Consider the following 23,205-nt stretch of genomic DNA (forward strand, 5'->3'; position numbering starts at 1 on the left):
CAAAAATCAACAAAAAAAGAAACAAATGAACCGCCGGAGAAAATTCTATTGCCAACACCTTACTGTTATTATTGAGCTAAAACCACCAGCCTCACCTTCCAAAAGATAGAATGCCCATAGTGTCCGGGGGCGGCATAGTCCTCCCGCACGTGCGGGATTATTCATCATTTTCTTCCTGCCAAATAAAAGTCTTCCAACAAAAATTTGATCATCCCACTTTTTGGCTACCTTTGCCTTGAAAACGATGAATAAAATGCTTTACGTTATAGCCAATGCAAAAACAAGTGAAATGGAAACACAACACTTAAAAAACAAACCCGATTGCCTTGCCCCTGACGGCTCAAGAATTTTTCTGTTGACCGATATGAAAGGCGGAGGTTTATGTATTTGTGAATTGCCAAAGGGTGCAACCTCAAAACCTGTATGCCACAAAAGAGTTGAGGAAATATGGTATTTCCTGGCCGGAGAGGGGCAATTGTGGCGTAAACTTAATGAAGAAGAAACCATTACTCCTCTCACAAAAGATACAGCTGTTACAATTCCACCGGGATGTTCCTTTCAGTTTAAAAATACAGGTAAAGAGACTTTACGGTTTCTTATTGTAACAATGCCACCATGGCCGGGGAAAAATGAAGCCTTGCCTGTTGATGGGTATTGGTAACAATGTAAATAACAAAAAAATGTAAAACAAATATTAAGACTTGATTACATGGATGCCACCAAATGGTGGCGAAAATATGTTTTTAAAATGTCAATCAGAAACGTAGAAAGTAGATGGCCCAGAGACAACAATAATAATTTGTTGCACATTGATAGTTTAGGCTACTCAAAAGGGGATACTAGCAACTATGTCTTGGTAAGTTACCTAACCAAACGATTATTTATTAACGCTACAAACCAATATGCAGTCTTCGTGTTAAACAATCAAAAGGTAACATCTTATGAGTGGAGTATTCGAAAATATATTTTTGAAACCAATCAAAAAGAAGATATACCACTCCCAGGGCCACATGTATCAGGTCTGTTTTACAATATTGATAAAACTCAGCAGAATGGATTATTTTCATGGACTCCTATTGAAGAAGGAAGATACGTAATTTCGGTAACACTCAAAAGTGGTGATACAACCTTAGCCACACTATCTTTAGATCATAAAGTATTTGAAACATTAACCTCTGAAGATTACATTAATGAAGCGAGAAGTACGCAAGTAGCATTTGGTAAACCTGACAATTCCGAAATGGGCCTTGCTGGAATTGATATTGTTGTATTAAATGAAATAGCACATGATTTGTGGCAATACCTAACTTATGAATCTATCTACGATCAAAATAACATTATACCAATTGAGGTACTTGTTAGCATATTATTTGACCGCATAGTTTTATCCAATAAAAATGACCGCGAGTTTTCATTACGATATATAGGCGACAACTGGGATGGAATAATTACGAATGAGGATATAATGACCGGACTAGGCTCTCGTTTGTTAGGGCTTTTTAAAATTTCAATGGTATCAGTGGCGATGGGGAATGGTTATATCACCTGGCGTAATAAACCGGATAATCCAAAATTAAACGGACAAAACGTGTGGATGCCAATAGAGCAAGATATGCATAATGATTTTTTAGCCTTAACCAATGAGCAGAAAGTAGATATTTATAATCAACTACGTTTTCCAAAATCTGCCATAAGGGTTGTTGGTAATTTAATTCGAAGATTAAACATTGAATCAAATACTATTACCCCCCCAATTAAAATCATTTGCAAACACTTCATTCGTTACACATCATTTAATGTTAATAAAGACAATGAAACTTTTGAAGTTGAAGCAGAATTTCTAAATGTCGATTTGCCATTTCTTTCATCCTTATTTTTAATTACCAACACTATCGAAAACATCTGCGAGGATAATTTGCAATTCATTGAAGATGAAAATGGAAATCAAATTCAGAATGTTACAACTCCTCATCCTATAAATCCAGAAGTCATAATTCTTAAAAATGATTTAACTGAATTGGGATTTAGTATGGCAACAGAAGAAGTTCCAATATATATTAATACAAATCAAGATCCTGATCCTGATAATACTAATACTAATGGTTATTTTAATCTTTACACCGAATGGGCAGTAAAAGAATTCCAGATTTATTCTAAAATGAAATTTATTGCCAAAGAAAGAGAGAATACCAATTCTACCGTACCCTATCATCAGAAGTTGAGAAGATACCCTAACCTTATAAGATATACCGGGCCGGTGAGTGGTGTTGCCAATGAAGAAACACGAAAATTAATCAAACTATGGAAAGCATTACGTTGGCGATGTCCTGTTGTTATTAGTGCTTTTACTGGTGGTCCTAATTTTAATAATGTATATACTGTTGGTCCTGATATTAATATAAATTATTCTAATATTTGGAGACATGATTTTCTTAGGAGCAGGACGCCCAGAATTTTTGTTCAAGATTTTTCTGGCTATTGGGGAAAACTTCACAATAATCGTGTTATTGGTAATAATACAAATCATGATTTATTTTACGATGGGAAAATGGCATTGGGAACTTATTGCAGAAAACTTATAAATTACGAAGGCATTACTAATTTTCTTGATGGAAGAAATCCTTTTACATGGGGCGGGAATTGGGAAAATAACCAGAATAATATAGTGGCTGTTGCGAATGCGAATGCAACAATAGATGTTGTTCGAATTGTGATATTGAGGGAAGCTGGAAACAATTTTGAGGTTATAAATTCATGGGACAATGCTTTTTTATCCTTAGGATATTTTCACTGGACGATTGGAACAAAAAGAAGAATCGATTGGCAAAGAAATATAAATTATTATATAGGTGATTCAGTAATAAGAGATAATCAATATTATTCATGTGTTCAAGGTCATTATTCAAATAATCAGAATAGACCTCCTCAAAATCGTTTCTGGCAACGAAATTTCGGTGCATATAATCGCGGAGAATTACAGGGATTTTTAACCTACTTTAAGTTACACTTTATCGAAAGCTTTAAAAGGTGTATGATGTTTTTTGGCTTGGATACATATCACAATCGCCTGCCAGATTGCTTTATGAATAGTCAAAGAAAGTATGCCTCGCATTTTCGGTCACAAAATGATTCTTTCGGATGGGATCTGGCCAATCAGGTAAGAGATGAAAGAGCAGATATAAACGCAGGTACTTCACCAATAAGACAATTTTACGGCAATCATAATTATCACAGGACATGGCATTCCTTTTATCGCTGGGTTATGGCTTTGCGTATCCTGGGCAATGGTGTAGATAGTGATTTTAGAGTAGCTATGTGGGATTTTTCAAGGATGAGACTTCGAGATTTACAAAACACACCCTGGGGATTTGAAACCAATAATGCCTGGAAGAACATTCTAAATAATGGTGGAGGTGAAATACAAAATCTAACATTTGGTCAAGTATTTAGGGCACAACGCACTTGGGCCTTATTGTTAAGATGGCATGTAAACGTCCCAGAAAATGTTGTTAATATAAATGTATCTGATAAGATCAAAACGATATACCATTTTGCCAGGTGTAACCAAATCGCAACCACTGGAAATCCACCTGTAAATATAGATTTGGATATTTGGATTAGAGACACTCGGCGCTATTTGAACGGAGTTGTATCAAATGCACCAGGAGCAAAATTAATTAGAGAGGATCTTGGAAATGCCCCTGCTATTAATGGTGATCCTTTTCACAACCCAGCCGGTTGGCCAACTCCAACTGGTGAAGGGAGCTTTGGGATTCCAGATAGAGCAAGGGAGGAAGCCTTTTGCAAGGCAATTATTTTATATATCAGAAAGAATGGCGGTAATTCGTTAAAAACATCCATGGGTATAGTTTATAACGATGTTGCTGACACTAATCAGACCTTTGTTATGGACACAAATGGTTTACCATAAAACTATGAAAGGAAATGCCAAATAACAAAAGTGATATAATTTCAATTCTGTTTGTTGAATTAGCAGAAGCTCTCACACCACTATCTTATTTAAATAATCAAGAAAGTGTCCGATACCTTTTCGCTCAGCTTGGATATGATATTCCTTCAAATTTCAATTTTGACATTGATGTCTCAGCTTTCGCAGCATTGCCCCCTAAAACTACACTATTAATTGAAGCAATTGAAAATGAAGACAATGATAAAATTGCAAGCCTGATATTAGATATTGTACCAATATTAACAACTTGTTTCGGACTGGTTGCTAAAATTAAAACAACGCTTCAATCTGTTCCTAATTTTATCAACAACAATGATGTTTTGAATAATTTGCCTAAACGAATAATTGACTTTCTGATAATTTCCCATTTGGGATATAAATATAAAAAAATTCAGAGCCTTTTGCTTGGATTTGGAATAATTGAAAAGAAGAGGCAATCATCTGATTCAGCAAAGTTTTTATTGGAAGTAGATTTATTAACTATTAATTGGGGAAAAATAGCAATTTTATTTTCAGATCCCGAAAAATTGATCAAAGATACTTTCGGGTGGGGTGCCCCCAAAGATTTCATTATAAAATTTGTTGACAAAGGGTATGGACAACTGCTAGAATTATTAGTTGAATTTTTCCACTCTATTTCTATGCCTGCCGGAATATTTCACCATCACGGAGATATAAATTTAGAATTTTCACATGCTAGAAACAGAGAATTACGAGTTCCCTTGTTTAGAACTGGGACTTGGCCGGAGGCTTATGGCGAGTTTGGATTAATTATGCGTTTGTATACCGGTGAAAAATACAGTCCCGTTACAATTCCATCTATTGACGAAGGCTCAGATCCTATTTCCAATGATGAGCAGGAAATCGAAAATGATATTTTCCACGATGATGTGACATTGAATGAAGATAATATTATAATAAATGATGATACTGATGACAGTTATGATGTTTCATCCGATAACGAAGATGTAGAACAAATAGATTACAATTATCTGGCATCAGACCTATCACCTGTGCCAGAAAAACCTTCAATAACTGTCCCAAAAGGAATTGAAGTTCAAGTTTATGCCATTGGGAATATTGATATTCAAAAAGAAATAGAATTTTATTTGGGGGCTGATTGGAAGTTTAAACTTGGATTTAGTGCCGGATCTTCTATTAATGAAGGTATAAATTTAATCCTGGAACCAGAAAAGGGCTTCAGCACTTCAGTACTAGATGGTAATAATAATCAAATTAGCGCAAAAGGGGAGGTAATGTTAACTTTATCTCAAGAAGCAGATCAGGAGCAAAAGTTTGTGTTTGGGCGACAAAATGAGACAAGTCTTTCCTATAATCAAATAGGAGTGCAATCGAAATTAGTAACTTCTATTGAAAACCCTTATACTCTCGATGTCAAGATATTCGTCAAAGGAGGTAGTTTTTTACTTACTTCTAAAAACATGGATAGCTTCTTAGCCAAAATTTTGCCTGAAAGTGGTATTATTACAAATTTTGAAATCACAATTGGATGGTCAAGTTCGTCTGGCGTTTATTTTGAAGGAAGTGGAGGATTAGAGTTATTTATACCTGCTCATATCGAATTTGGCCCAGTCGAAATTCAAGGAATTGCAATATCTCTTAAAATAAAAGATAATAAAATACCAGTTGAAGTTTCTTCTACCGTAAAAGCAAATTTAGGACCACTAAAAGTTGTTATTGAAAATATCGGACTTTCATCAAAATTTTCTTTTCCCAAAGATGGAAATGGTAATTTGGGTCCTATTAATCTTTCTTTAGGTTTAAAAACTCCTAATGGTATTGCACTATCCATAAGCTTGGAAGCCATAAAAGGTGGTGGATACCTGTTCTTCGACAACGACAGGAAAGAATACGCCGGGGCCATCGAACTGCTCATTAATGATTGGATGGCATTAAAAGCGATTGGGCTAGTAACTACCCGAATGCCTGACGGTTCAAAAGGCTATTCGATGATAATAGTTATTACCGCTGAATTTGGTACTGGTATACAGTTAGGATTAGGATTTACCCTTGAAGCAGTGGGTGGCCTGCTGGGATTGAACCGGACAGTCAATATCCAGCCAGTATCTGACGGAGTCAGGACAGGAGCCATCCAAAGTGTCATGTTTCCGCAGGATGTGGTAGCCAATGCAACAAAAATCATCAGTGACCTGCGTACCTATTTCCCCCCTGCAAATGATGTGTTTGTCGCAGGGTTATTAGCAAAAATTAGCTGGGGTACGCCTCCATTAGTCAAACTCTCGGCTGGCCTTATTTTGGAATTTCCTGCACTCAATATAACCATATTAGGAATCCTGAAAGTTGCACTGCCGGATGAAAACAAAGAGCTTCTGAAATTGCAGGTCAATTTCATTGGGCGCATCGAACCAAACAACAAGTTATTGTGGTTCTATGCCGAGCTTTACGATTCAAAGATTCTCATGATTACCCTTGATGGGGCGATGGGCTTGTTGATTAACTGGGGTGATAATGCCAACTTTGTGGTCAGCGTTGGGGGATTCAACCCAAGATTCAATCCACCCACGCTTCCATTTGCAATTCCCCGCAGAATTAGCACAAGCCTGCTAAATTCTTCACATGCAAAAGTCAGGATCGAAGGGTACTTTGCCGTAACATCCAATACTGTTCAATTTGGTGCCATGGCTGAATGTTATTTCGGCTTCAGTGCATTCAATGTAGATGGGCATATTTCTTTTGACGCTTTGTTTCAATTCAGCCCATTTTATTTTGTAATAGACTTTTCTGTTCACATGTCGGTCAAGGTCTTTGGATTTGGATTGTTCTCTTTCGCAGTTGAGGGAATGCTTGAAGGACCTACACCCTGGCATATTAAAGGGAATGCCAAAAAGAAACTCACTTGTATTGGCCCAACGATTAAGATCGGAATTGATGAAACATGGGGTAAAAAACACAATACCGAACTAACTGCCATAGAAGTATTCCCATTGCTGAAAAAAGAATTTGAAAACAAAAGAAACTGGGAAACAATTTTGCCAAAAGGAAGTAGTGTTTTAGTCACTTTAAGGAATAATGATGAAAAAGAAACCCTTGTTATTCATCCAGTGGGTTCGCTCAGGATCAGCCAACGGGCAATCCCGATTAATATTAAGCTTGATAAAGTTGGCAATCAAAAGCCGGTTGATTGTAATCATTTCTCCCTAACAGCAAAGTTTGAAGCCGAAAATAGTGATTCGTTTGACGAGTATCCTGCAACAAAGGAAAGATTTGCTACCTCCCAATTTAGAAATCTGGAGGGTTCAAAAAGATTATCGAGCCCGGCCTTTGAATGGTTCGATGCAGGCATAAACATCGGTGCCGGGCTTAACAGATTCAAAACAAGTCAGGCAACGAAACGTGTAATTCGCTATGAAACAATCATTCTGGATGAAACAATCATTCCGGATAATCTAAGTAAGAAATTTAAACATATTAAAAAGGAGTTTTATACTTTCCCTGATGTTGTCGGAGGTGCCGTTGCCGGACTATTCTCATCCATTTTCGGCCATTTCCTAAATGGAAATGCAACAACAAAATCCACCTTGTCGGCGCGCCATAAAATAAGGATGCAACCTAACAATAATACGATACAAAATATCCACAATAAATACTCAGTTGTGTCGAAAGAGACAAATGCACCTATAGAAAACGTTGCAGCGAGTTTCACCAGTCAAACCGCTGCTATAGATTGCATGTCAAAAATGATTAATAACAATCCGGAACTCGCCGGAAATATTCAAGTTATACCTAATACCGAAGTTTACGCGACATGAGTGATGAAATAGCAACATATACTTTTCTTCCATGGCTCAGGCAGGGTATTGCTACCCTTATCAAACAAAGGGTAGGCGACAGGGCGGAGGCTACAATAAAGATAAAATTAAGTGGCCTGAAAAAAGATGGAAATAGTAAGGAGGAGGATATTACCAGAGACATACAATTATACGGACCAGGAGATATAATTGGCATCGACAGACGTGCGATTACTAAAGTTGAACCACAAAACAACCTAACCAATTTTGAACCGAACTATTTACCATTTATTGAATTTTATGATGAGGATTTTCCCTGGCGCTACTCACCGGAACCCAATCCTGCGAATCACCGCCTGGAGCCATGGATTGCGCTTATTGTTCTGAAAGAAGATGAATTTAAGGACAGGAAGATTCTTCCCAATAGCCCTTTACCTTCAATTGGAATATCTAATAATGCAACATTACCAGACCCCGATCAACTGTGGGCATGGGCACATGTACATGTAAATGAGGATTTGTTAAATGAAGCTGGATTCAAATCAGATGAAAATGACAAGATCTCTGAAAAATTGGGGGAAATAATTGATGATAATCCCGATCTGGCAAATTCCAGAATTTTATGTCCGAGAAAATTAGAGGAAAATCAGGCTTATCATGCTTTTCTGGTACCCGTTTATGAAAGTGGTCGAAAGGCAGGTTTAGGAGAAACTTCAAACAATAATAGGGATGAAACGGATAAGGCATGGGCTGCTGATGGCAATACCGGGAAAAACTTGCCATACTATTATCGATGGTGTTTCCGGACAGGTTCAATAGGTGATTTTGAATACCTGGTCCGCCTGCTAGAGCCAAAGCCTGTAGATAAAAGAGTTGGCGTTCGTGACCTGGATGTTCAGGACCCGGGAGCAAATTTAGTGGGATTCAGGGATCAGGATGGAGCAGCAGATGATGTGAAATATAATGGGGTATTAAAACTGGAAGGTGCCTTAAAAATACCTGATTCATCTTATGATAAACCTGAATTGGAAGAGGTTGAAAAATACCGCAATTGGGCAACCCTTAATAAAACTGCATCTTACCCGCATCCCTTTCAACAAAATTTAGCCGCATTCATTAATTTATCTGACAGCTATGAAATAAATGATGCCAAAACAGCAAATGCTGACTCACAAATTAAGCAACAAACACTAACTTCTGATTATAATATTACGGATAACCCTGATCCTATGATCACTGCCCCATTATATGGAAAATGGCACGCGCTCACACAAAGGCTTTTGAAGGAAAGGGATAACAAAAAAAATATTTCACCCAATGATAACTGGATCCATGAACTTAATCTGGATCCCCGGTGGCGGGTAACAGCAGGTTTCGGAACCAAGGTGGTTCAGGAAAACCAGGAAACGTATATGAAATCGGCATGGGAGCAAATTGGCGAGGTATTAGAAGCAAATAAGAAAATACGTCAGGCTCAGCTTGCAAAGGCAGCCTCCGAAATTTGGTATAACAAACACTTAAAACCGCTCAAAGAAAAAAGACCAGGAAAGTGGCTATGCCTGACCTCACCGCTCCAAAGCAGGGTAGTTTCCGATACCTATACCACGGTTTATTTTCAAAAAAAGAACAGCAAATTAACACTGGCCTCCACTTCTGTGAACATGCAAAAAGCAACCCGGCCAATGTCAAAACTCATACATCGGCTACCACTTGCAAAAAGCAAAAATATATTTTCGAGGTTATTCCGGCCTTGTGGCTTTGAGATCATTAAGCCCAAAGTAATGAACCTTGACAGCCTGGTTCAAAAGATCAACAAGGGATCTGCCACAGCTGCACCAAAAAAGGAAACTCCTGAAGGAATTCAAACCATAAATAAAGTAATTGAAGCTGTTAAGCCTGCCAAAATGCCGGCTTTTATTTATAAATTTCTTATTTGGGCGCTTGAATATAAATTCCTTATTTGGGCTTTTAAAATTATTACTGTTCCAATACAAGTAATAATACTTATCCTTTTTATTCTGATTTTCGTTATTGAAAAGCTGTTAAAGCACATTCCGGTTCTCATTGAAAAGCTGGTGAAGTACATTCAGCTTCACGTTAATAAAAAGTGGCCAAAGTACGTTCTGGTGTTCATTGAAAAACTGCTAAAGTACATTCTGGTGTTCATTGAAAAGCTGCTAAAGAATAAGAACATTGCCTCTTTCAAGGACTTGTGTGCTTTTTTAAAAGGATTCTCCCTAAAATGGATTAAAGAATTTAAGGCATTACAGTCGGTAATTGACGAAGATCAAAGTCCGGATTCAGTTGACGATCTCCCCACTGATCAAACATGGAGGATAAATGACATTCCCGGAGATACTTCTTCCAGTACTAATGATGATAATAATGAATCAGAAAAATTTAAAAGTGCCTTAAAAGATTTAAACAAACTAATTCAGGACAGTTCAAAAAAGGCTAAACCGGAGGAGCTTCCCGAATTGGATATTGCCGAAGTGAATGAAGCGGTTTATCAGAATATTCAGCCTGGTATGACAATCCCAAGATGGGTATTCGGTGGAATCATCTTACCGCCATTTGTAGATATTCAGCAAAAGGAAAGATTCACTGAAGCTATGGCTTATCCTAAGTTTTCAATACCAATGTACGAACCATTAGCAGACTGTTCTGCGGAATTATTTTTGCCAAATATCAATTTTGTTGAGCAAAACAGTATTTCCCTGCTTGAAACAAATAGAAAGTTTATTGAAGCATACATGGTTGGGCTTAACCACGAATTTGCCAGGGAATTGCTTTGGCGGGAATATCCTACCGACCAGCGGGGCAGCTATTTTCGACAATTCTGGGAGGCTCACGGGCCACTAAATAATAAGCCATTAGATAAAGAATCGATCAATTTGAGGCTGAATGTAATTTTGAGTGAGCGGTTTGTACCTGAACTCCAAGCGCTGTACGATCGCATAAATGAAAACGAAGCAGAAATTCTGCCTGCTTTGCTTTATGAAGCCGATTTAGAATTGTCAAGAGAAGAATTGAAAGACATTAAACCCCTGCATATCTGGAGCAAAAAGTCCAGCCTTGGAGAGCATGATAACAATGTTGTTCCCGAAGAAAAGGAAGATAAAGTGGTGTTGGTTGTCAGGGGGGAATTGCTTAAAAAATTCCCTAATGCAGTAATTTACGCACATAAAGCTGACTGGAAATATAAGGATGGAAGTATTAATATTGATGAGGCAAGAGAGTTGGCAGCATATTCAGATGAAAATATTGACAGCATCATTAAATTTCCGTTGTTTGAGGCTAAAGTTGAACCGGATATTTACTTTTTTGGGTTTGATCTAAAAGCTTGCGAAGCAAAGGGAGGCCCGGGAAAGGAAGGTGAAAAATGCCCATTGGGTGTTACATGGGATGATCCCGGCTGGTTTTTTATTATTAAGGAAAGGCCCGGAGAACCTCGGTTTGGTTTGGATATCAGTCAGGGTGGGAATATTGATGAAAATGGCAAGATAGAGATTTGGAATGACTTAAGCTGGAATGACCTCAGTCCATCAGTAGAAAATGGCGGATATATTCAAATAAACAATTCAATTACAATTAAAAATCAAAAATTACAAAAAGGCAACTTAAAGGAGAATCAGCAGAAAGAAGATGAAAAAATCGTATGGGATGAAAATGTAAGTTCCGCTGATCTTGCATATATTCTATACCAGGTTCCTGTTATGGTAGCAGTTCATGCCTCTAAAATGCTGTCGCAAATAACGAATGATAATTCTAATTAACTCGCCATGCCAGAGAAAAATATAATATCAGCATACCATGAAGCCAGGTCTATAAAGGAAAATATTCAGAAGGAAGTTTTTCAGTTAAAAGAGAAATATAAAAAGCTTGGTATAGAGAAACAACAGCTCCGCAGAAGCCAGGGTATACATAGCAAATTGGGAAGATCAATTTCTGATGAAGAAGCGAAACTTTGGGAAGAAATTACTGATAAAGAACTCGAACTGAAAAAGAGCACTGAAGAATTAGAAAAAATAGTGTCCTGGAATTTTAGTATTTTTTCAGATCCCACAAAGAGTATCAACCTATTTTTTTTCCATGACTATCCTATCCTTATGTTCCCAGTAAGGATGGAGACCCGTTTTAAAAAAATTACTACACAAAATGAAGAGACACAACATCAACTTTGGGTCAGGATTTTTCCGGATGAATGTTCCATTGATACTTTCGAAGATACCCTTTCAGAAATAGAAATTGCGAAAGCCAGGCAGTATTGGTGTAATGTTTGGGCAGCTGGTAAACCAAAAAATAATAGCCTTAAACCAGTAACAGACAATCTGCAAAAAGCAGCATGGAAAGGATTAACAAGCACATTACAACCAGGTCGGGCATACTGGGTAAAAGAAAGCTTCAAACCAAGAAATCTGGAAAGTAAACCTGAACGAACAGAAGAACAACAAATTATATTAGTTATCGAAGTTGAGAAACTCCCTTCTGATATTGAACAAAAACCAATCATCGATTATTGGAAAAACAAATTGATGGGAAATAGTGATCAAAAAATTCATAAGAATTACGAAAGATTTAAACCTTGGAATTTTGAAGAGAGCATAATTTTATTTGAAGAGAGCATAACTTCAAAAGAAAATGTAAATCCTCTGGTATCTTTTATCCAGTTTCCGAAAAAAGATGAAATTACAGCACCCCGCTTGTCATCATGGTCAAATGCAGCTAAAGTAAGGGCGCTACCCGACAGATTCGTATTAATGGGGTTCAAAGGAAAAGAAAAAGGTGGGGCCCCAAAAGAAATATTTCGTAAAACCGGAAATATCATTCCTGATCCTTTACTTATAGGACCTGATCCTTCTATTGACTTTAAAACAACTTTTGTTGAGGGTTTATTAGCTCTTGATGAGGAAAAGAAAAAAGAACAACTGAAAGAATTTTATGATAATTTGATAGCTCCCGAGGCTTCAAATAATCCCAATAATTCTAAAAAAGAAACTAAGCGAAATACTAGTCAACCGGATCGTTTGAAACTGGAAAAGGATTTTGAAAGTTTGAAGGATGATTACAAAGCCGCTAAATACATCGATTACCTGCATCAAAAATCAGATACGAAATGGTATTACGATTTTGACGAAGCCATTAAAGTAGGGATGGGGTTTAAGATTGATCTTAAACAGGAAGAATACAATAATGGGTTTGACCGCTTATTTGCGATCGGCGTAAAAATCTCATCTGATGCGATGCATTCCAGGATTTCGCTGGAAGAATTATTGAGGCACCATCATTATGGGAACGGTGGCTTTTCGATTCTGAAACAAGGCACACCAACAAATAATTCGGAGGAAGAGGGATCTGGTTTCTCAGAACAAGAAGATTTTGAAGAAACATATAAACGATATGCTGAGGAAGATACTGAGAACAGTTTGGAAGTTTCAAAGGAGACTCGGAAAAAAACTGATGGAGAAGTGCTTTGTGAAATACTTGGAATTGATGCTAAGAATGCTTCAATAGAAAGATCTGCCAATTACTACAATACCGATCAATCGGAAGCGCAAGCCATGAATACTGCTTTATGGCCGGCCACAATAGGCTATTTCATGGAAAGTATGCTAACAAATTTATTTACAGACAGAGATGTAGATGCAACCCGCAAATTTTTCATTGATTTCGTGAAAGGAAGAGGCAACTTACCTGCTATCAGGATCGGTGATCAACCATACGGGATTCTGCCTGCTACTGCAATCAAGAAAACAGAATGGCTTAATGGGACTTCTGCTTTTAGAAAGAGTGAATTTTCAGAAGAAATGCCTTTTTTGAGAAACTTGTACAAATTCTTTTTGAAAATTTACTCGGATTGGCAAAAGATACTGGAACAAACCGCGAATGTTAGCAAAGAAGGAGACCCATATCAAATCCTACTGGATACATTGGGGTTACATGCCTCATCCGTTGAATTTTACCAAAGATATGCCCGCAGTGCTTCACAATTGTACAATCAACTTAATTTGGGCAATCACTCCGATTCCGGTTATCAAACAATTCAAAATTTAAATCCGATGTTTGCCTGGAAATGGACAGTTATATTAAACATACTTTCACCAGAAAACTATTACGAACGAATTAAAAAAGCAATTAAGGATGGCACTTATAAAAAGGAGGCAGCAGCGCTGATTCAAGAATTTCTTGATGAGCTGAAAAAAGAAAACATTGACCTGAATAAAACTGACATACCAATACTTGAAAAAATCTTTATTTCTCACGCCAACCATCTGAAAGTAGATCTTATTGATGACCGGCCTTTATCTGAAAAGGGAAAGATTGGCGAATATGCCGGGGAAAAGAAAAACTATATTGACTGGATATGGGAGAATATAAATTCAGATTTTGATAAAATTAAAAACCAGGAAGGTTTTAAAGACAATAAAGAGCCTTCAGCCCTACTTTATCACTTTCTTCGCAATGCCTTAATGCTTGAATTTTATAGCACGGCTTTACGTTTAAATCAAAGAGAAGCCATCAAATTCCATGAGGATGCGAATACATCCAGGGCCGATAATAATTATCTGGGATTCAATACTAATAAATTAGGATTAGAAAGCAAACTTGATATTCTTAATCTTATTGATGAAAAGAATATATCGGTATCCCAATACATATCAGGGATCATCAAAAATAATGAGTTTATACCAGAAAAAAATCAACTGGAATTAATAATAAACGCCCTGGGAATATTAAAAGATGTTCCGACTGCACGTCTTGAAAGGGCTTTTGTAGAGCATTTGGATTGTTGCACCTATCGTTTGGATGCATGGCTACTTGGGTTTGTAAACATGCAGCTCAAAGCAATGCGATCCTGGAAAGAATCGAATGAGGGAAAAGAGGGCATTTACCTTGGTGCTTTTAATTGGCTTGAAGATGTGATCCCAGCAAATGAAAAACTTGAAACGGTCAAACTTAAAGCTGAAATCAAGAATTTATTTGATCCTGACAATAAGGGAGATATTAAAATAGATAGCAGCAATGCTGGGTATATACATGCACCTTCTCTCAATCATGCAGTTACTTCAGCCGTTTTGCGAAATGCTTATTTGTCAAATGCCAATCCGAAAGACCCTGAAATATATAAAGTAAATTTATCATCCGAGCGCGTCAGAATGGCATTATCGATTATTGAAGGCATTCAGCATGGCCAAAGTTTAGGGTCATTGCTGGGCTATCAACTTGAAAGGGGATTGCATGACAGACATGATGAAGCTGAGGTTGATATTTTTATCTATGAATTAAGGAAAGCATTTCCGCTGGCTGCTAATCGAATGAAAGAGACTGCAGAAAATGATGAAGACCTGGAATCGATATCCCAGATTGATGCAAGAAATGTGATTGATGGACTTGCCCTGGTAAATCATATCAAAAGCACCGGAAAATCAAAATACCCCTTTGGTAAGGAACTTAAAAAGGCTAATTCCAAGCAAAAAAAAGCAATAAACGCTGAAGTTGATCGCATTCTAAACATTAATGACGCAGTAGCCGACCTGGCCATATCAGAGAGTGTTCATCAAATAGTACAAGCAAATTATGACCGTGCGGCCGCATCACTGGACTCATATAGCAAGGGAACATTCCCGCAATTTCCGGATGTTATAAAAACCCCAAGAAGTGGTGTAACGTTGACCAACCGATTTGGAATTCATTTTCAAAGTGGCATCAGTCCCGATTCACGGGATAATAGCCTTAATCCCCGGGTAATTGCAGAACCTGTCATAAATGCTTTCCTGGAAAACATCCTTCCACCCCTGGAAAGAGTATTTATTGAAGCTAGCATTAATCAACCAGATTATTTAGAACACAATTCAGGTAATGATGATAGTAGCATCCCAAAGACCAAATCAAAAGAGAAGTTGAGTCTTCTTACTATTAGAAAATCAATAAAAGATCTTGGTTTAGCTCCGATTGACCTACTATATGTGCTTGATATCGAAAAAGAAAAAACACTTAGTGCTCTGGATGATTTCATGATGCACCAAGTTTTTGAAACGCAGATAGATGATGATAATAGTAGTTTAAGACCACGAGCTGATGTTGAAATAAATATCAATTATTCAAAGCAACTTTTTGATGAATCAGGGAAGCCACTCATTACCATTTTTGAATTGGCCCCATTAATCAAAAGTTTAAGATCACTTTTATTAAATTCAAGGCCTTTAAAGCCATCGGATTTAATGCTTCAAAATGAAATATCTACAGAGGATGATATTATCCTTAACTTGGGAAAATTGGAAAGAATAGGTAGGGTAAAAGATGACTTAAAAGGCCTCTTAGATAATAGTTCTGATGGAGAGTCGAAGTTTAAAGATGGTTTTCTTTCTTTAGTTACAATTGGTGATTTAGAATTAACCTCTGGCAACAAAGTAGAAATAATTGAAGGGATTGATTCATTTCTAGGTGATTATGTTGATTTGCTTTTCAAATTGAATCACTTCGGACTATGTGAAACCTGTATCGGTGATATCTATAATCGTAAAGCAGCGATTTTTTCATCAGTATATAAAAAGGTGGGAGATTATTTAATTCGTTGGAATGATAAAAAATCAAACTACAATGATTTGATGAACCAAATATTAAACACTAGGATTTCAGATAAGGAAAAAATCAAGATTTTACAAAATGCTCATAGAACCATTTCCACAGATTATCTGGCAGTGGATAAGGAAATGAATATTGGTCAGCTTGAAGAAATAGTTGTAAATAAGAAAAAGAAGTTTGATGACAAATTCACTGAAATAAATGACTTTTTAGAATACAATCATCAAAAAATTAGAGACCTATTTAAAGAGTTTGAAGAATTAAAGTCAGGCGATGATCCATTAAGTAAATACGATTTTGAACCACTTGAAATAATAGATTCCGAGCGCCAGGTTCTTATTTATGCTGAAGATATAGCAAAACAATTGCAAAATCTTAATACAGTTGTTTACAAAAAAATTGTAGCTATAGAAGAATTAGTTGGAGACATAAAAGAATTAATTGAAAATGGGAAAATATCTAATGAGGTTGTCAAATTAGAAGATCTTCAAAAAGCTGGAAAAATACTATTTGGTGAAGCCTTTCAAATGATCCCTGAATACAAGCTTCCAGATAATCACATGAATGAATTAAAGAAATGTTATAATGATCAGGAGCAACTGCTAAAATATCAGAAACAGGATTTACAAGTAGATTTTCCTATGGATGACTGGCTCTATGGTCTTGCCAGAGTGAGAGAAAAGATGGGTCATTGGGAAAACATCGTCATCTTATCGGAAAACTTTAAAAGTAAAACACAGGAATTGGCCCCTTTTCAGATTCCATATATCGACAACGACACATGGCTTGGGTTGTCTTTCCCGGATAGCTATTTAATAGAAAGTGAAAAATTACTTTATACTGCCTACCTGGATGAATTTAAACCGGTTGAAACGTTATGTGGAATTTTAGTTGATGAATGGATTGATTTAATACCGCAAAAGAAGGAAACAACAGGGCTTACGTTCCAAAGCAACCAACCAAATGCTGAACCTCCCCAAACCATGTTATTGGTTACCCCAACTAAATTTGATGGAAATTGGGCATGGGATGAAATTGTTAATTCAATGCACGAAACACTTGATTTAGCAAAGTTAAGATCCATTGAACCAAAGCATATCGATCAAACTTCTTATGCCCAGTTTATTCCGGCAACGCTTTCTACTGCAACCAGTAAATATGCCACCATTGGAATGATCTTCGACGGAATTGTTGAACAAATTAAAAAGAATGATAATGGCTAATCCGTATTTTTATAATGCATTGGTAAATAAAATCGATCCGACTATTGTGTGCTGGAACAGATTAGAAGGAAGGCCAAGGAGTGCAGATTTTTCACGCGCTTTAAAGGCCGAAGTACGGGATGCCCTTTGGATGATTTCTAAGCAGAGGATGCTTGGGGGATTTAAGGGAGAAGATTGCGGTTCTATTGTTTCGGCAAAAATTCACGCTAAAACTACTGGGCTTACAAAATATCAATCAGAAGAAGGTAGCTCTAAATCCTTTCCGTCAGACATTCCCTTGGAGGTCGAAGTTGAAAAACAGAAAATACCATTCAAATCAGGGGCTCAGGAAATATCATTGGACATTAGATTATTAATGGGCCGGCAGTGGCTGAAAATGCTCGATAAGAACCAGCCTGGTCTGAGAAGTTTCTTCATTGATAATTATACTATAACTTCTCCCGATCCAAATGAAGAATCCCATGCACAAGTATGCGGGCATATTGAGGTTTGGCAAAAATATGAAGCTGTCGCCAACAGATCGATTGATGGATATAGAGTATATCAGGATATGAAAAGTGGAGTTTTTTCCAGTAATATCAATATACCTGATGGCAAATTGGAAGAATTCAATAAATTGGCAAATAAGTTTATCAAATGGTTTGAAAATCTTTATTATCAGCCTAAAGAAGATGAAACCCAGGCATGGAAGCCATCTTATCTCGAATACCAATTTGACTGCTCTGCACCAGAAAGTGAAAAGGCGGAAAAAGTTTTTACTGCCAGTGAATATTATCATGGTAATCTCGATTGGTACAACCTTGATATAAGCAAAGAAAAGTCTAAAATTGATTTAACAAAAGAGTCTAAAACGAATCAAGATGTCAGAAAGACTTTTACACAAACCTTAGATCCTTCTCCGATAATTTTTCCTGGAATGCCGGATAATCGATGGTGGACTTTTGAAGATAGTAAAACGAATTTAGGAAACATTAAACCGGACACTACTGATATTAACCAATTAATGCTGCTTGATTTTGTTTTAAATTACTCCAACGACTGGTTTTTGGTTCCCATTACTTTCCCTATTGGTAGCATTGTCAATATAGAAGGCATAGTGACCAGGAATTCATTTGGAGAGCGATTCTGGATTGAGCCTACCGGACAGGGCAGTGATGAAGATTGGCAAAAATGGAGCATGTTTCACTTAAATACGAAGGGAGATATGGATATACCTTCTGATATGAGCCTTGTTTTATTGCCTGTAGCAGCTAAAGTTATGGAAGGAAAACCGTTAGAGGAGATTTATCTTATCAGAGATGAAGTAGCCAATATGGTTTGGGGAATCGAATCAATCGTGCAACTTGCCACAGGTCAAAGCAAACGTGGGAAAGAAGCAGCACTTGAATTAAAAGCGAAATACGAAAAATTATTTAACATTATTCCGGCTAACAATCAAGAATCTCAAGGCACTGTAAGTAAAAATGACGCTAAAATAAAGTATCAAATAGTAAACAGTGTTTCCGAAAATTGGATTCCCTTTATACCTGTACATAAAGCAGGTGATAGGAGAAACATCCAGCTTCAACGAACTGCAATGCCAAGAATTCTAAAGGGTGGAGGTAATATTAATCCTCCTGAAAAAATTGAACCCAGAACATCCATTTTAAGAGAAGGACTTGATGTGGATATAAAGGAAGCCTATTTCATTCATGAAGAAGAAATTCCAAGATCAGGAATTTTAGTCAGAAAAACTTACCAACGAACAAGGTGGACTAATGGTGAAGTTTTTACTTGGCTTGGAACAAGAAAATTAGTTGGACGCGGAGAAGGTAATAGCGGTCTTGCTTTTGATCAGATATTAAGCTTCGAATAATTAAACTCAGAAATAAAATTTTGATGGCATATTATTAATATAGCGATCTACAATAAATTGAAAATGAACCGAAAGAGTAACACTGGCTATAACAGCCGGTCATAAAACATTGCGCGAATAGTGGTATATATGAGCAACATAACATTTAATCAGAGGTTAGTGGACTGATAAGTTTGTGCTTCAAAATGCGCAACGTTTCATACCGGCAAACCGTTAAACCACCTTCAGATGATAATGGTCGTTTGCTATGGCATGCATTGGGTGCACAAACTACCGCTTTAATTCACGAACACATTCATGTTGCTGGAATCAATCATGACATGGAGGAAATGGTTTTAGATGCAGATGTGATTGAAAACCTGATGAATAAAAAGAATCCGAAAGAAGCTGAACGCATCGTGAAGATTCTAATTGGACGATTTAAAAAGAATCCTGGCGATCCAAAGTTCAAAGCACTTGGGGAGCGTCTTGAAGCACTTAGAGACAAAGCAGAGCAAGGTTTAATAAGCAGCGTTGAATTCATCAAGCAATTATGTGAATTAGCAAAAGATACGTTGAGGTCTGAACGAGAAATTATTTCCACACAAGAACAGAAGTCTGCAAAAGCTGCATTGACCGAATTGTTCTTAGAAATGAAAACCGACCAGACTCCTGCAATTGTTGAACGTATCGTTAATGAAATAGATGAAATCGTCAAGATTGTCCGTTTTGATGGCTGGCAGACTTCCGTGACGGGAGAAAGAGAAGTACAGAAATCGTTGAGAAAAACTTTGCTGAAGTACAAGCTTCATAAGGAAAAAAAATTATTTAATCGGGCTTATGAGTATATAAAGGAATACTATTAAAGACTTATGAAAGATATTATTATCAGGATTAGAAACTTTTATTCGAGTGACATTGTTTTTTTATCTGATCGTAATGAATACTATCATTTCGCGTTGTCAATTATAACAATTGTTATTACACTTCTATTAGATTACAGTTTTATTAACATCATTATATTAATTGCCTTTAATATAATTTTATATGCTATAAATGGGGGAATTACAATACTCACCCTTTCCTTTTATTTAGCTAATGGTCAATTTAATAAGGTAGAAAGGATTTCAATTAAAGCCATAAATAGAGGGTTAAACCATAGATACGTTAATAGAGCATTAGCTCTAGCGTATGTTAATCAAAATAAGAACCTTAAAGTAGCATTGGATATATTTCAAGAGACCCTAAAAGTTAAAAAGTTCATTTCTCCGGATAGTGCTTCTGACTATGGATGGGTGTGCATGATGAACAAAGAATATGAAAAGGCACATAAGCTCCTAATGGATGCAAATAAGAAAAATAAAAGTAGAAATATACCTTTAAAGTTAAGAGTAGGCTTATCATATTTTTTTCTTAATGATTATACCAATGCCTTTAATGCAATCAAAAAGTTTATCCATAAAAACAGGAGGGTTATATTAAGTGATTATGAGAATGCACTTTTTAATGCTGTTTACAAAATAATTCAGGGAAAGCCATTTGAATTAGTTAAAATACTCAGAGAAAGCAATATGACTAAGTCTATTAGTAGTAGTTTCCAAGATAAAATTGATAATTATGCACTTTTATTTATTATGCTTTCTTCAACATCACTTTATTTTATTTTTCATATACCTATTGATCGCTATCTTGTTTCAAAGATCAGTAACCTTATTTTGTTTGAAAGTGATACTTTACTTAAAGAATATGCAAACTTTAGCATTAAATATTTAGTATTCGGAGGAATCTTATCTTTTACTATTTTCAGTTACCTTATTTTACTTTTCTTCAAGTTAGTTGATAAAATTTCCTTTACTAAGATCTATTTTAGAAAAGCCTTTAACTCTAAACTCACTTCCAAAATCTTCTCGAGCTTTTATAAAGCGCTGAATAACCTAAAGATTGCAATTGCTAGCATATTATTTTTGGTATTATTAATAATCCCCATACAATTATTTTCACTTTCTAATGAAAACTATTTAGAGAAAAAACAAATTTTCGAATCTATAGTTAATCACTTAGATTTAATAACACTTCTAATTATTTCATTGAGTGGTATTATTTATATTACATATATATTCAAATACGCCCTTAAAAACCCTAAGAGCAAGAAGTTTATATCAATAGTATCAACTATTTTTATACTTGAATTACTGTTATTAGGGCTTGTCTTAAACGTTTTTGATTTCACCTTTCCATATGTTTGGGAATATTTTTTACATCTAAGTATGAGTTTATATGTTTTTATTGGAGAGTTCAATGGTCTTGATGGAGTAAAGCTTCAACAATTAGCAATTCCAGTAGAAGGAGAAGCATTTAGATTTTTAGATATGATACGTGAAACGGTTTTACTTAAGCTAATGAGTACATTCAATTTAATACTATACGTATATAGTGCATTTCTTATTTTGTCAATTATTATAATGAAAGGTATTAAGCGTACCTCCTCAAGCATAGGGCTTTCTGTTTCAGTTGCAATTATAGATTATATCATGACAAATAACCTCAATGAATTACAGGGTATAAATGGAATTTTAGAGTCAATTTGGAATAAAGAACTGGTTACTTTTCTGTTTATTTTTGTTTTCGTTGAGTATAATCCCTTTAGAAGCAGGAATAAAAAAGTTGAACTTAACTTACAGGACATCAATGGAGTTGGTCCTAAAGTAGAGCAAGAGTTGAATCAGCTTGGCATAGTATCGGTTTATGAATTAGCTGAATTGAATATTGATACTTATTCAGTTTTTATTAGACACAACTTAATAACCTCCAATATTACACCTAGTCACTTGGGTAAACTTGTTGATTCATCTAAAACATTAATCTTAAATAAAAGTGAAGTGTTCAATTTTGATTAAATTAGAATGGACATGTTTACTCCATAAAGGAAAAAAGATGGTTGAAATCAAGAAAAGAATAGGCCAGCGCACACTTGTAAGCACATTTGCAGGTCGCACAAAGCCAACGCTCGACCAAAACTTGCAAAAGAGCTTCCAAGTCTCTGCCCGAGAAAAGAGAAATTTTAAAAAATGCCCCACCGCACAGGTGGTCATAGAAAATGAGGACTAAAATGAAAATAAAGCACGAACGCACAACAAATAAGACTTAAACGCAGCTGCCAGACATAACGCCTTGAACAGCGGGAATCTTTCGGGCGGCTGCGATTTAAGTCGGTGTTGAACGGAACCTCCAGAACCGGCAGTGTTTATTATGGAGATTCAATGTTAGCGGAATTGGTTTTCGTGGTTTTAATCAGCGGTTGTGATCTGGTTTTTGGGTTCAGGTGATTACTTTGAGCATCATTTTTCTTTTGATTATTGCCAGATTTCAACGGTTTTTAATCCATAACTTAGCAACATGGCAAAGGAGTAGCTATCCCTTCCGCATGGAGAGTTTCAGACAGCGCACCTTTGAAGTGCTTTTTGCCGGATGTTTATGGCTGCAGGTGGTGAGCGAGGTAAAATAACTTCAATGGTTTTCATCTTTCCAGTTTGGCAACAGGGACAAACCTCCGGGTCGGACTTCAAGCGTTGGCGGCACACTTCCTGCCAGGTGAGTTTGGGCACTGGAATAGTTTCAGCAGTAGAGTTGTTTACCTGTTTTCCCTGTAATTCCGGTAGTTCGGTTGCCTTTCGGCGTGATGAGAGAAAACCAATTGCACAATCAATAAAAAAAATCGCTACTTTTGTAATGCTTCGTCCGTAGTTCTGCATGGCGCTTTTGCTGCGCTGACGAAGGGTAAGCGTTCTTTCGAAAGTTTGATAAGTCTGAGCAAAACCAGGC

General features: G+C 36.5%; 9 protein-coding genes. 8 read left to right on the forward strand and 1 reads right to left on the reverse strand.

Annotated elements, in window-relative coordinates:
* Positions 1 to 289: 289 nt before the first annotated feature.
* The 8 genes from IH598_17655 to IH598_17690 all read left to right on the forward strand — a co-directional run bounded on the left by IH598_17655 (position 290) and on the right by IH598_17690 (position 22,280).
* Positions 290 to 661 carry a cupin domain-containing protein gene (locus IH598_17655; GenBank protein MBE0640342.1) on the forward strand — a complete coding sequence of 124 codons (372 nt, stop codon included), beginning with the start codon at positions 290 to 292 and terminating at the stop codon, positions 659 to 661.
* A 48-nt stretch (positions 662 to 709) separates the two neighbouring features.
* Complete coding sequence (locus IH598_17660; GenBank protein MBE0640343.1) at positions 710 to 3,931, forward strand: hypothetical protein; 3,222 nt, start codon at positions 710 to 712, stop codon at positions 3,929 to 3,931.
* Positions 3,932 to 3,945: 14 nt separating this feature from the next.
* Positions 3,946 to 7,761 (forward strand): hypothetical protein, encoded by a 3,816-nt coding sequence (locus IH598_17665; protein MBE0640344.1) that lies wholly within the window; start codon positions 3,946 to 3,948, stop codon positions 7,759 to 7,761.
* The gene (locus tag IH598_17670; GenBank protein ID MBE0640345.1) at positions 7,758 to 11,516 is read left to right on the forward strand and encodes a hypothetical protein; all 3,759 of its coding nucleotides are present in this window, start codon (positions 7,758 to 7,760) and stop codon (positions 11,514 to 11,516) included. Before IH598_17665 ends, IH598_17670 begins: the two co-directional genes overlap by 4 nt.
* A gap of 6 nt (positions 11,517 to 11,522) precedes the next feature.
* On the forward strand, positions 11,523 to 17,549 hold the full coding sequence (locus tag IH598_17675) for a hypothetical protein (GenBank protein MBE0640346.1): 6,027 nt from the start codon (positions 11,523 to 11,525) through the stop codon (positions 17,547 to 17,549).
* Positions 17,536 to 19,404: a hypothetical protein gene (locus IH598_17680; GenBank protein ID MBE0640347.1), complete on the forward strand. Its 1,869-nt coding sequence runs from the start codon at positions 17,536 to 17,538 to the stop codon at positions 19,402 to 19,404. Before IH598_17675 ends, IH598_17680 begins: the two co-directional genes overlap by 14 nt.
* 185 nt (positions 19,405 to 19,589) lie before the next feature.
* Positions 19,590 to 20,249 (forward strand): hypothetical protein, encoded by a 660-nt coding sequence (locus IH598_17685; protein MBE0640348.1) that lies wholly within the window; start codon positions 19,590 to 19,592, stop codon positions 20,247 to 20,249.
* A 6-nt stretch (positions 20,250 to 20,255) separates the two neighbouring features.
* On the forward strand, positions 20,256 to 22,280 hold the full coding sequence (locus IH598_17690; protein MBE0640349.1) for a hypothetical protein: 2,025 nt from the start codon (positions 20,256 to 20,258) through the stop codon (positions 22,278 to 22,280).
* A 537-nt stretch (positions 22,281 to 22,817) separates the two neighbouring features.
* On the opposite strand, the gene IH598_17695 is transcribed toward IH598_17690, so the two are convergent.
* A partial coding sequence (locus IH598_17695) for a hypothetical protein (GenBank protein MBE0640350.1) occupies positions 22,818 to 23,205 on the reverse strand: 388 nt, incomplete at its 5' end.

Source organism: Bacteroidales bacterium, from assembly GCA_014860585.1.
Classification (GTDB): domain Bacteria; phylum Bacteroidota; class Bacteroidia; order Bacteroidales; family 4484-276; genus RZYY01.

Excerpts from the sequence above, each read along its gene's own strand:
- IH598_17655 (MBE0640342.1), top strand. The coding sequence starts at position 290 with ATGGAAACACAACACTTAAAAAACAAACCCGATTGCCTTGCCCCTGAC.
- IH598_17660 (MBE0640343.1), top strand. The coding sequence starts at position 710 with ATGGATGCCACCAAATGGTGGCGAAAATATGTTTTTAAAATGTCAATC.
- IH598_17665 (MBE0640344.1), top strand. The coding sequence starts at position 3,946 with ATGCCAAATAACAAAAGTGATATAATTTCAATTCTGTTTGTTGAATTA.
- IH598_17670 (MBE0640345.1), top strand. The coding sequence starts at position 7,758 with ATGAGTGATGAAATAGCAACATATACTTTTCTTCCATGGCTCAGGCAG.
- IH598_17675 (MBE0640346.1), top strand. The coding sequence starts at position 11,523 with ATGCCAGAGAAAAATATAATATCAGCATACCATGAAGCCAGGTCTATA.
- IH598_17680 (MBE0640347.1), top strand. The coding sequence starts at position 17,536 with ATGATAATGGCTAATCCGTATTTTTATAATGCATTGGTAAATAAAATC.
- IH598_17685 (MBE0640348.1), top strand. The coding sequence starts at position 19,590 with ATGCGCAACGTTTCATACCGGCAAACCGTTAAACCACCTTCAGATGAT.
- IH598_17690 (MBE0640349.1), top strand. The coding sequence starts at position 20,256 with ATGAAAGATATTATTATCAGGATTAGAAACTTTTATTCGAGTGACATT.